The sequence below is a fragment of the uncultured Salinisphaera sp. genome (assembly GCF_964012375.1).
Classification (GTDB): Bacteria; Pseudomonadota; Gammaproteobacteria; order Nevskiales; family Salinisphaeraceae; genus Salinisphaera.
The window spans coordinates 22,374-33,235 of record NZ_CAXGSH010000037.1 but is presented as its reverse complement, the minus strand read 5'-3'; the positions used below and the strand labels follow the sequence as shown (position 1 = coordinate 33,235).

Annotated in this window: 11 protein-coding genes; 7 read left to right on the top strand and 4 right to left on the bottom strand. The window is 63.6% G+C overall.

Annotation, left to right across the window (positions count from 1 at the left end; all coding sequences use genetic code 11):
- Positions 1-83: 83 nt before the first annotated feature.
- Positions 84-914: an aldo/keto reductase gene (locus ABNU97_RS08450; RefSeq protein WP_348766297.1), complete on the top strand. Its 831-nt coding sequence runs from the start codon at positions 84-86 to the stop codon at positions 912-914.
- Positions 915-1,022: 108 nt separating this feature from the next.
- Here the strand turns inward: ABNU97_RS08450 and ABNU97_RS08445 are convergent, their stop codons facing one another.
- Complete coding sequence (locus ABNU97_RS08445) at positions 1,023-2,069, bottom strand: Glu/Leu/Phe/Val dehydrogenase dimerization domain-containing protein (protein ID WP_348766296.1); 1,047 nt, start codon at positions 2,067-2,069, stop codon at positions 1,023-1,025.
- A 227-nt stretch (positions 2,070-2,296) separates the two neighbouring features.
- Between ABNU97_RS08445 and ABNU97_RS08440 the strand changes: the two genes are divergently transcribed.
- The 5 genes from ABNU97_RS08440 (at position 2,297) to ABNU97_RS08420 (ending at position 5,166) form a co-directional block, all read left to right on the top strand.
- Positions 2,297-2,710 (top strand): hypothetical protein, encoded by a 414-nt coding sequence (locus ABNU97_RS08440; protein WP_348766295.1) that lies wholly within the window; start codon positions 2,297-2,299, stop codon positions 2,708-2,710.
- A 63-nt stretch (positions 2,711-2,773) separates the two neighbouring features.
- Positions 2,774-3,481, top strand: a complete 708-nt coding sequence (locus tag ABNU97_RS08435; RefSeq protein ID WP_348766294.1) for a MotA/TolQ/ExbB proton channel family protein — start codon at positions 2,774-2,776, stop codon at positions 3,479-3,481.
- Positions 3,444-3,893: a biopolymer transporter ExbD gene (locus tag ABNU97_RS08430; protein ID WP_348766293.1), complete on the top strand. Its 450-nt coding sequence runs from the start codon at positions 3,444-3,446 to the stop codon at positions 3,891-3,893. The genes ABNU97_RS08435 and ABNU97_RS08430 overlap by 38 nt, the downstream gene beginning before the upstream one ends.
- Positions 3,894-3,896: 3 nt before the next feature.
- A complete protein-coding gene (locus ABNU97_RS08425) occupies positions 3,897-4,310 on the top strand; it encodes a biopolymer transporter ExbD (RefSeq protein ID WP_348766292.1) in 414 nt (137 codons plus the stop codon).
- 7 nt (positions 4,311-4,317) lie between these two features.
- The gene (locus ABNU97_RS08420; RefSeq protein WP_348766291.1) at positions 4,318-5,166 is read left to right on the top strand and encodes an energy transducer TonB; all 849 of its coding nucleotides are present in this window, start codon (positions 4,318-4,320) and stop codon (positions 5,164-5,166) included.
- Positions 5,167-5,181: 15 nt separating this feature from the next.
- Here ABNU97_RS08420 and ABNU97_RS08415 read toward each other — a convergent pair whose 3' ends face one another.
- The 3 genes from ABNU97_RS08415 to fadB all read right to left on the bottom strand — a co-directional run bounded on the left by ABNU97_RS08415 (position 5,182) and on the right by fadB (position 9,622).
- The gene (locus ABNU97_RS08415) at positions 5,182-6,126 is read right to left on the bottom strand and encodes an OmpA family protein (protein WP_348766290.1); all 945 of its coding nucleotides are present in this window, start codon (positions 6,124-6,126) and stop codon (positions 5,182-5,184) included.
- A gap of 133 nt (positions 6,127-6,259) precedes the next feature.
- On the bottom strand, positions 6,260-7,438 hold the full coding sequence (gene fadA, locus ABNU97_RS08410; protein ID WP_348766289.1) for an acetyl-CoA C-acyltransferase FadA: 1,179 nt from the start codon (positions 7,436-7,438) through the stop codon (positions 6,260-6,262).
- Between the two features lie 33 nt (positions 7,439-7,471).
- Positions 7,472-9,622: a fatty acid oxidation complex subunit alpha FadB gene (gene fadB / locus ABNU97_RS08405; RefSeq protein WP_348766288.1), complete on the bottom strand. Its 2,151-nt coding sequence runs from the start codon at positions 9,620-9,622 to the stop codon at positions 7,472-7,474.
- 238 nt (positions 9,623-9,860) lie between these two features.
- On the opposite strand from fadB, the gene ABNU97_RS08400 reads away from it, so the two are divergent.
- A complete protein-coding gene (locus ABNU97_RS08400) occupies positions 9,861-10,790 on the top strand; it encodes a phasin family protein (protein ID WP_348766287.1) in 930 nt (309 codons plus the stop codon).
- The last annotated feature ends 72 nt before the right edge of the window (positions 10,791-10,862 follow it).

Genomic DNA, 10,862 nt, shown 5'->3' with positions numbered 1-10,862 from the left:
CACCGTCTGTGAGGACTCGAACGCGATCCGCGAGAGGTTATGCAGAGCTTCCCTAAGCTGGCGACACGAAACAGGAGTCTTGTATGCAATACGTCAACGCAAACGGCGCAGAAATCCCGGCGATCGGGTTCGGTACGTTCGAGCTGGAACCGGCGGACGCGGAATCGATGGTCGCCCACGCACTGGACGTAGGGTATCGGCATATCGATACCGCCCAGATGTACAAGAACGAAGAGGCGGTGGGCCGCGGCCTGAAGAAATCCGGACTCGATCGCGAAGACATCTTCCTGACCACCAAGGTCTGGACCGACCAGTTCGCCGACGGCGACCTGCAGGCATCCGTACGCGAAAGCCTGAAAAAGCTCGATACCGACTATGTCGACCTGCTGCTGTTGCACTGGCCGAATCCGGACATCTCGCTCAAGGAAACGCTGGGCGCGCTCAACGAGGTCCGCGAACAGGGTCTGGCACGCAATATCGGCATCAGCAACTTCACCACCACCCTCATCGAGGAAGCAGTGGGCCAGTCCGCCGCGCCGCTGGCTACCAACCAGGTGGAATTCCATCCCTATATCAGCCAGAAGCCGGTGCTGGACAAGGTCGCCGAACACGGCATGGCGCTGACCGCCTACTGCCCGCTGGCCCAGGGTCGTGTATTCAGCGAACCGACGCTGGAACGCATCGGCAAGGCGCATGGCAAGAACGGCGGCCAGGTCGCCCTGCGCTGGCTGATCCAGCACGGCGACGTGGTGGTCATCCCGCGCTCGTCGAAGAAGGCGCATGTGACCAACAATTTCGAGATCTTCGATTTCGAACTGACCGAGGAAGAGATGCGCGAAATCGAAGCGCTGCATTCCGAAGACGGCCGCATCATCAACCCCTCCTTCGCGCCCGAGTGGGATAACGCGGCCTAAAGAAACGTTCTGCCCGCGAAAAAGAAAAGGCCGCGCCCGAACCGGGCGCGGCCTTTTTGCTTGTCACATCGATAGACGTCACAGGCCAGGCGTATAGGCTGGCTCCAGCTAGCGCGCGCCGGCCGCGATACGCGTATGGGCCATGTCGACGGCCACCGCTTCCGGCGGCCGACGCTCCGCCCGGGCCTGTTCGAAGATTTCGTCCAGCGTGGTTTCGATCGACGCCACGCGAAAACGCACCCGCTCGGCGTTGTAGCCTTCGCTATCGAGTTCGTCGCTGACGTTGATCAGCCCGCCGGCGTTGATCACGAAGTCCGGCGCGTAGACGATGCCGCGCTCGGCCAGGCGCATACCGTCCTCGGGCGTGGCCAGCTGGTTGTTGGCCGCCCCGGCCACGATCGCACACTCGAGCTCGGAAATACGCCGCTCGTCGAGAATGGCGCCGACTCCGCTGGGTGCAAAGATATCCACGTCCTGGGCATGAATGCGATCGTTATCGACGATTTCGGCACCGGCCGCGGCCGCCTGCTCGCAGGCTTCGTCGTTGATATCCGAAGCCCATACCCGCGCACCCGCCGCAATCATGCGCTCGACGATCGCAAGGCCCACGTGGCCACAGCCCTGGACCGCAACCCGCAGGCCCTTGAATTCGACCGGCCGATCGGCCGCGCGCAGGGCCGCGCGCATGCCGGCGATCACGCCGTCGGCGGTATGCGGCGACGGATCACCCGAGCCGCCGGCTTCCAGACTGCGCCCGACGGCATGCGGGGTCACTTCGTTGAGCAAGGCGATATCCGACTCGCTCATGCCCATGTCCTCGGTGGCTACGTAGCGCCCGGCCAGCCCGTCGACCGCCCGACCCAGCGCATGCATGCCGGCCTCGCGATCACGCGGAAACGGTGCCATCACGACCGCCTTGGCGCCGCCACAGCGCAAACCCGCACAGGCGGCCTTGTAGCTCATCGCCTCCGACAGGCGAAGCACGTCGGTCAACGCAGCCTGTTCATTATCGTATTCGCGGATTCGCACGCCGCCGAGCCCCGGTCCAAGCGTGGTCGAATGGATGGCCACGATCGCGCGCAGGCCGGTGTCGGCGTCGCTGATATGACAGACCTGCTCATGACCCGTTGCGGCCATCTGCGTGAAAACGCTCAAGACTCACTCCTGCTCAATGAATGCATCAGCCAGAAGTCTGCCGCTCTGCCCGGCCGCTGTCGATGCCGGCGGGCGATGGTTGCGCCCGCGCGGGGCAACAGCAATACTGGCAAGGGTTTAACATGACGACAGGCACAGGCGGGCGTTCTGCTCGGGGCCGACGGCGCGCCTGCGCAATCCGCTGTTCGCTGCGCATCGCGCCGATGCTCGGGCTTGGGACATATATTATGGTCATACGTGCACTGATCGCTGCCTTTCTCGTGGTTGCAAGCGCTACGGCTTCGGCCCAGGCCGGCGGCATCGATGTCGAGCTCAACAAACTCGAACCGGTCGATGGCGCCTGTCGAGCCTATCTGGTCACTCAGAACCTTACGGATTCGACCTTTGAGGATGTCCAGCTCGACGTCGTGATGTTCGACAACGACGGCATCGTCGCCCGCCGGCTGGCCGTGCAGATCGGCCCCATGGCCCGGAACAAGACCAGCATCAAGGTTTTCGATATCAAGAACCTGGCCTGTGACGATATCGGCCAGATGCTGCTTAACGACGTGCTCCAGTGCCGTTCCGACCAGGGGGCACGCGACGACTGCCTGTCGCTGCTGTCGGTCTCGCAACGCGGCAACGTGCCGTTCATCAAGTGATTACGGCGACGCGATGCCCTGCCCGCCCCCGCTGACCACGTATTCACGACCCGGAGCGAACACGTGAACTCGTTACTAGACGCTATTTCCGGCGCCGCCGGCATCATTGCACTGGGCGGGCCCGTGGTTGTCCTGCTGCTGTTGATGTCGCTGGTGGCGATCACGATCGTACTGGCCAAGATCTTTCAGTTCCGGCGGGTGCGCATCAACGATCGGCGTACCGCCCGCAACGCCCTCGAACTCTATCGCGGCGGCAATGCGAGCGCCGCGGTCACCAGCGCAAAACGCTCGCCCAACCCCACGGCCCGCACCCTGGCCCGCGCGATCGAGCTGCGCCAGCGCAGCGGCGTCGCCGAGGGCATACTACGCGAAGATATCCTTCAATACGGCGGGGATATGCTCGAGTCGCTGCGCAGCCATTTGCGCCCGCTCGAGGTCATTGCCGCACTGGCGCCGCTGCTGGGCCTGCTCGGCACCGTACTGGGCATGATCGAAGCGTTTCGCGATCTCGAACAGGCCGGCAGCCAGGTCGACCCTGCCGTGCTCTCCGGCGGTATCTGGCAGGCATTGCTGACCACTGCGGTCGGCCTGGCCGTGGCCATGCCGGTGATCGTGGCCCTGAACTGGCTCGAGCGCACCGTCGATCGCTGTGCCCATGAAATGGACAGCGTCGTAACCCGCGTATTCACCGCCGATCTGACCCGTAGCACGTCCGCAGCCACCGCCCGCGACGATGACCACGAACACAGCAAGCGCACCCCGTTCGTTTAGCGCGCGCCTGCAGGCGTCCCGGCGGCGGCGATCGCTGATCAGCCTGACGCCGTTAATCGACGTGGTCTTTATCCTGCTGCTGTTCTTCATGCTGGCATCGAGCTTTCTCGACCTGCATTCGATCGTGCTCGACACCCCGGCCGAAGGCAGCGCCGCGCCGGCGGTGGAAGGTGCCCTGCTCGTCGACGTACGCCTGGACGGGGTGCGTTTCGCCGGTCAGTACGTGGGCATGGACGAGCTGATACAGCGGGTGCGTATTGCGCTGGCCGATGCGCCCGACCGGCGCGTGCTGGTGCGCCCCGCGGAGCGTGTGAAGCTTCAGGACGCGGTACGCATACTCGACGCGCTCTCCGCTGCCGGGGTGAAGCAACTCTCGTTGATGGAAGCGGCCGGCAGCGGCAGCCGGCGCTAGACGATGGCCATGCACTTCTCGCGCACTCGACGCTCGCGTATCAACGGGGACGACTCGATCCTGCCGTTGACCAACGTGGTATTCCTGCTGCTGATCTTTTTCATGCTGGCGGGCAGCCTGGCCTCGCCGCAGGCCTTCGATATTCAGCCGCCGGTGTCGCAAAGCGAGGCCCAGGCGCGCCGGGACGGCCTGGAGATACAGATCGCCGCAGACGGCGAGATCGCGATCGACGGTCAGCCGATCGAACTCGACGCGCTCGAGGAACGCGCCCGCGACGCGCTTGAAGCCGACCCCGATCTCGCCCTGCGACTCAAGGCCGACGGTGACGGCGACGCCACCCGCGTGGTCGCCGTGATGCAGGCGTTGCGGGACGCCGGCGGCCACAAGCTGCGGCTGATCACACTGGCCCCGGAATAACGCAGGCATGGGTATATCCAAGCGCCAATGGTTATTCGCGCTGGCGATTGCGGCCGGTCTGCACGTGCTGCTGCTGATCGTGTTCCTGATGGGCGGATTCAATCGCAACCAAGCGCCCGAGTCGCCAGAGGGGGTCATGGTTTCACTCGATCGACTCGACCCCGGTCCGCCGCCGCAAGCCATGGCCGCCGAGGCACCCGTGGATGCGCCCAAACCCGAGGTCGCGGCGGCCGGCGCGCCGCCCGCAAGCCAGGCCAGCGCCCCCGATTCGACCGCCGTCGCGCCGCCGGAGCTAGCGGAAACGGTCGCCAACATCGGCCCCGAACCGGCCGAAAGCCCGGTGGCCTCGAATGATGGAACGCCGAGCCCGGCGGCCGAAACGATCGAGGCGGCGCCGACGGTCGCGCCCGCGGCCGAGCCGGCCAACGCCGTCGCCGTAGCACCTATCAACGCCATCGACGCGGTGGAGCCGAGCGAACAGGTCACCGCCCAGGCCCCCGAGATTGCCCGCACCGAGACCCGCGAGGTCGAAAGCGACGCCAACGGCGCCTATGGCACGAGCGACGAATCCACCGATGACTATATCGTGCGGCTACGGGCCTGGCTTTCACGCCACAAGCAGTACCCGGCAGCCGCGCGCCAGGGCGAAATAGAAGGCACCGTCCGGCTGTATATCGTGGTCGATCAGGACGGTCGGATCGTGAGCCGGCGCATTACCCAGAGTTCCGGTTCGGCCCTGCTCGACCGCGCCGCTGAACAAATGCTTACGCGCGCCGAGCCCTTGCCGCGGATGCCGGCATCCATGCGTCGCAACCGTCTGGAACTGGTCGTGCCCGTGGTGTTCTCGCTGCGCTAGCTGGGTCGCCCGCGCTTACCAGACCACCAGCTCCACGCGGCGATTCTCGGCCATGCCCACGTCGCTTTTGTTGCTCGCCCGGGGCACGGCATAGCCAACGCCCCAGGGCTTGAGTCGGTCGGTATCCACGCCGTAACGGGTGACCAGTGCGTTGACCACGGCCCCCGCCCTGCGCTGCGACAAGTCGATGTTGTAATCGAAGCTGCCGCGGCTGTCGGTATGCCCCACCACAAGCAGTCTCAGATCCGGTCTCTCGGCCATGAGTTTGGCAATCTCGGAGAGCGTGGGCCGCGACTCGGGCTTGACCTGGGTACTGTCGGTATTGAAAAAGATGCCGTAGAGCGCAACCCGGCCCTGGGTATCCAGATCGTTGGCCATCTGCGCGGCATTGACCGCGATGGCGCCGATTTCGCGCGGTTTCACCCGTAGCGTATCAACCTGCACCGCGACCCCCGGCCCGCTGGCGGCAATCTGGATGCCGACATAGATATCGCCGCCGCTATCGGCCTTGTGGGCCGCCATGTATTGCTGCTTGGCACCGCGACCGCCAAAACGCTCGGCGTCGATACGATAGCCCGGCGATGCGCGCAGAAAGGTGGGGCCGCAGCCGTCAGCCTCACAGTCGTAGACGATATCGAACCCGGCCCGGCCAAGGCGTTGCGCATAGCCGGCCGCCGCCTTTTCGATGTCGGCGTTGTCGGCCAGTTCGTAAGTGATGCGCGTCAGTGCACCTTCCACCGTGCGGGTGGCCGAGATATTACCGTTGATGCCGCCGCGCTGAGCGATACGATCGACGATAAGCGGATAGGTCGCAAAATCCTGCCGCTCGCTGGATACGATTCGTGCCGTGGGCGGCGCGGCAACGCCGGGGCTTGGCGGGGTCTGCTGCGCATTGGCGGACGCCGCGGCGCCGATCCAGACGAGGGCGAAAACGAGCAGGCGAAGCGAATACTTGGTCATGCGGCGATATTAACCGCGCTGCGTCATCCTGTCAGGCGCATATCGCCTATCGCGTGCGCGCCAGTAGCTACTATGCAAAAAAAAAGAGCCGGTGTCGCCACCGGCTCTTTATACGACCCTTTTCGAGCCTGCCCTAACGGACCCGCTCGATCACCGTCGCGATGCCCTGGCCCATGCCGATACACATGGTGGCCAGGCCCATGGTGGCATCCTTGTCTTCCAGGATATGCGCCAGCGCGCCGGTGATGCGTGCACCCGAGGTACCCAGCGGGTGGCCCAGGGCGATGGCACCGCCACGAACGTTGATCACGTCCTGGCGATCTTCGATACCGAGTTCTTTGAGCACCGCCAGGCTTTGTGCCGCAAACGCCTCGTTGAGCTCGAAATAGTCGATATCAGAGAGACTTACGCCAGCACGCTCGAGCGCTTTCTTGCTCGCCGGCACCGGACCGCGACCCATCACCGAAGGATCGCAGCCGGCCACGGCCATGCCGCGGATACGGGCCATCGGCTTGAGACCCAGTTCCTGGGCCTTGCCTGCCGACATGACCAGCACGGCAGCCGCACCGTCGGAAATGGCGGAGGAGTTGCCGGCCGTGACCGTGCCGCCGCGCGGATTGAACGCCGGACGCAGCGAGCCCAGGCCTTCCATGCTGGCATCGGCCCGCACCACTTCGTCGCGTTTGGCCATGAACATATGGCCGTCGGCGTCGTAGCCCTTGACCGGCACGATTTCGTCGTCGAACTCGCCTTCGACGTTGGCCCGGTGCGCCCGCTGATGCGAGTTCAGCGCGAACGTGTCCTGGGCTTCACGATCGATGCTGTGGATGTTGGCCAGCATTTCCGCGGTCAGGCCCATCATCGCCGCAGGCTTGGCGACGTGCTTGGACAACTGCGGGGCGATATCGACGTTGTAGTCCATGGGCACATGGCCCATGTGCTCGACGCCACCGCAGATGAAGATCCCGTCGATCCCGGCGGCGATCTGACCCACCGCCGTATGAATCGACTGCATGGAGGAACCGCACAGGCGGTTGACCGTCTGGCCGGCGACCGCATGCGGCAGCCCCGCCAGCAGGGCGGCGTTGCGGCCGATGTTGAGCCCCTGCTCCTTGGTCTGCTGCACGCAGCCCCAGATTACGTCTTCGACGGTTTCCGGGTCGATCGCCGAATTACGTTCCAGCAACGCTTTCATCAGCGCTGCCGACAGCTCTTCGGCACGGGTGTTGCGGAACATGCCGCCCTTGGAGCGGCCCATCGCGGTACGTACCGCATCAACTATCACAATGTCTTGCTTGGCAATGTCTTGCATGATTTTCTCTCGAAACTGGTTGAGCCGAACGCCTTACTGTCCGAAGTACGTTTCGCCGTTGGCGGCCATTTCCCGCATGCGCTCGGTGGGCTCGTAGAGCTTGCCGAGATGGCTGTACTGGTCGGCCTTGTCACAGACCGTAGCCAGCCCCTGGGCATCGGCGTACTTGAGTGCGCCACCGCGGAACGGCGGAAAGCCCAGGCCCATGATCAGGCCCATATCGACCTCGTTCGGGGTTTCGGCAATGCCTTCCTCGAGCGCACGGGCGGCCTCGATGATCAGCGGAATCATCATGCGATCGATGATCTCGTCGGCCTCGAAGTCCTTCTGGCCGTCCTTCTGGACGCTGGCGACCAGCTCATAGGCCTTGTCGTCCTGAACCTTCTTGGGACGGCCCTTCTTGTCCTTTTCGTACTTGTAATAACCGGCGCCGCTTTTCTGACCGAGCCGGTCGTTTTCGACCATGACGTCCAGCGACGACTTGCCTTCGTTCGACATACGGTCGGGATAGCCTTCGGCCAGCACTTCCTCGACGTGCTGGGACGTATCCATGCCGACCACGTCGGACAGATAAGCCGGGCCCATGGGCCAACCGAACTTCTCCATGACCTTGTCGATCTTGGCGAAGTCCGCGCCGTCGGTGATCAGCTGCTGGAAGCCGAAGAAGTACGGGAACAGGATACGGTTAACCAGAAAGCCGGGGCAGTCGTTGACCACGATCGGCGTCTTGCCCAGCCGATGCGCGTAATCGACGATGGTAGCGATCGCTTCTTCCGAGCTCTTCTCGCCCTTGATCACTTCAACCAGCGGCATCTTGTGCACGGGGTTGAAGAAATGCATGCCCAGGAAGTTCTCGGGGCGCTTGAGATCAGCGGCGAGCGTATCGATGGAAATACTCGAAGTATTCGACGCAAGTATCGTCTTTTCCGAGACTTTTTCTTCTGTCTCGGCAAGCACGCTCTTCTTGATCTTCGGGTTCTCGACCACGGCTTCAATCACCGCATCGACGTTGCCGAAGTCGCCATAGGTTAGCGTCGGGCGGATACGCGACATGCCCTCGGCCATTTTGGCGGTGTCCATCTTGCCGCGTTCGACGCCCTTGGAGAAATGCTTGGCCGCTTCCTCCAGACCCTGCTCGATGGCCTCTTCCTTGATGTCCTTCATCAGGATCGGCACGCCCTTGTAGGCGCTCTGGTAGGCGATACCGCCGCCCATGATGCCGGCACCCAGTACCGCGGCCTGCTCGATGGTGTGGGCGATCTTGCCGTATTTCTTGCCCTTCTTCTTGATCAGCTGGTCGTTGAGGAACAGCTGAATGAGGGCAGCGGCTTCGGTCGTCTTAGCCAGCTTGATGAAACCCTCGGTTTCTTCCTTGATGGCCGCGTCGCGCTCCATGCTCGCGGCCTTGGCCATGCGGTCGATGGCTTCGATCGGTGCCGGGTACATGCCCTTGGTCTGGCCCAGGACGTAGCCCTTGGACGTCTGGAACGTCATCGCGGCTTCGGTCTTGTTGAGCTTGAGCGGTGCTTTCTTTTCGGCCTTGCGAGCCTTCCAGTCGAACTCGCCGGCGATGGCGCGATCGAGCAGATCGCGCGCCGCGGCTTCGAGCTCGTCCTCGGCCACGACGGCGTCGACCATGCCCGCCTTGAAAGCCTTGTCGGCCCGGCGCGGGTTGCCGTCAGCGATCCATTCAATCGCGTTGTCGGCGCCGATCAGACGCGGTGTACGCACGGTGCCGCCAAAACCGGGATAGATGCCCAGCTTCGTTTCGGGGAAGCCGATCTGGGCCTTCTCGCCCATCACCCGGTAATCGGTGGACAGGCACATTTCCAGACCGCCGCCCAGCGCCATGCCGTTGATGGCGGTCACGCTCGGGAAATCCAGATCCTCGATGGTCGAGAACATGCGGTTGGCATCGGCCATCCACTCGCGCATCTCGTCGTCGGAGGCCTTGAAGCGCTCGCCGAATTCCATGATGTCGGCGCCGACGATGAAGGCCGGCTTGGCGGATTTGACCAGCAGCCCCTTCACGTCGTCGGCGTGAGCCAGCGCCTTCGCGGCCTCGTTGAGATCGTTGATGGTGGCCTGGTCGAACTTGTTGACCGATTGTTCGCGTGCATCGAAACACAGCACGGCGATCCCGTCGGTGACGTCCACCGACAGTTTTGATCCCTCATAAAGCATGGATGCTGACTCCATATAAGATGAACATTGCCCCGACCGCCCAATGCGGCCAGGCCTTGGAACTCGTGGCGATACGGTAGCGTACTGTCGGTGGCGCCACAATCGTAACGGCTGCCATGCCGCCGACGGACAGGCAACGTCGAGGCACCCTATTTCGTAACATTGCGCAGTGTTTTTGACAGTCTGCGCGGCGCGTGGTTATCTACGTTTTCCTTTTAATGCAAGGCGAACTCAGGTCATGGCGAAATCCGACAACCGCATCAGCAAACTGCGCAAGGATGTCGATAAGCTGCGCAAGAACTATACGGGCGCATTCACCTCCGCCAATCGCGCGGTCTACGATGGCATCGAGCAACTCGCCGAGCACGAACTCGCGGCGCTCAAGACCCACTACGAGGAAGCGATCAAGAGCCTCAAGACACTGCGCAAGGGTGGCGCACCGCGCGAGCTGGCCGTGGCCCAGCTGCAGCTGATTCAGGACACCATTGACCGGATCATGAATAACGCTCGCGAGAGCATGGCGATCCTCGACGGCACGCGCGCCAAGATCAACGAAGAGATCCGCCGCAATCTCGAAGGCAGCCAGCAGATTGCACAGGATGCCGCCACCCAGGCCAAGGCCGAGGCGAAGACCGAGGCAACCCAGGCCAAAAAGCGCAAGACGCAGGCCAAACGCAAGACCGGTCAGGCCGCCAGCACCGCCAAGGCAAAGGCCAGCAGCGCTGCATCCAAGGCCGAATCGGCGGCGGACGAGGCCACGGCAAAAGCCGAAAGCGCTGCGCCGACCAAGGCGAAGAGCACCGCCAAGAAGCGCAGCAGCTCAGCGAAGTCTGCGACCAGCGGCACGAAGAGTCGCGCCAGCACGAGCAAGCGCAGCGCCTCGACGGGTTCGGGCAGCGCCAAGAAGAGCACGGCCGCAAGCAAGTCCGGCACCGCCAAGAGCGGCACCCGCAAATCGACGACCACGCGCAAGCGTAGCGCCAGCAGCGGCACGGCCAGCAAACAGGCCAGCGGCTCAACCAAGCCCAGCACGTCCTCGAACACTGCCAGCAGCTCGACCAGCGGTAGCGGCTCGACCAGCGGCTCAAGTTCGAATACCGGCTCGACCTCCGGCTCTGGCAACGACAACGCCAGCTCCAATTCGGGCTCTAGCTCCAGTTCAAGCTAAATCGGGTATCCTTTTGCCCACCGGGCCGCTCTCTACGGGGGCGGCCTTTTTTATTGGCGCCGCGCCAGGCCC

What these genes read in the sequence shown, in the direction of transcription:
- ABNU97_RS08450 (WP_348766297.1), top strand. Translation starts at nt 84, where the DNA reads ATGCAATACGTCAACGCAAACGGCGCAGAAATCCCGGCGATCGGGTTC.
- ABNU97_RS08440 (WP_348766295.1), top strand. Translation starts at nt 2,297, where the DNA reads ATGGTCATACGTGCACTGATCGCTGCCTTTCTCGTGGTTGCAAGCGCT.
- ABNU97_RS08430 (WP_348766293.1), top strand. Translation starts at nt 3,444, where the DNA reads ATGACCACGAACACAGCAAGCGCACCCCGTTCGTTTAGCGCGCGCCTG.
- ABNU97_RS08425 (WP_348766292.1), top strand. Translation starts at nt 3,897, where the DNA reads ATGGCCATGCACTTCTCGCGCACTCGACGCTCGCGTATCAACGGGGAC.
- ABNU97_RS08420 (WP_348766291.1), top strand. Translation starts at nt 4,318, where the DNA reads ATGGGTATATCCAAGCGCCAATGGTTATTCGCGCTGGCGATTGCGGCC.
- ABNU97_RS08415 (WP_348766290.1), bottom strand. Translation starts at nt 6,126, where the DNA reads ATGACCAAGTATTCGCTTCGCCTGCTCGTTTTCGCCCTCGTCTGGATC.
- fadA (WP_348766289.1), bottom strand. Translation starts at nt 7,438, where the DNA reads ATGCAAGACATTGCCAAGCAAGACATTGTGATAGTTGATGCGGTACGT.
- fadB (WP_348766288.1), bottom strand. Translation starts at nt 9,622, where the DNA reads ATGCTTTATGAGGGATCAAAACTGTCGGTGGACGTCACCGACGGGATC.
- ABNU97_RS08400 (WP_348766287.1), top strand. Translation starts at nt 9,861, where the DNA reads ATGGCGAAATCCGACAACCGCATCAGCAAACTGCGCAAGGATGTCGAT.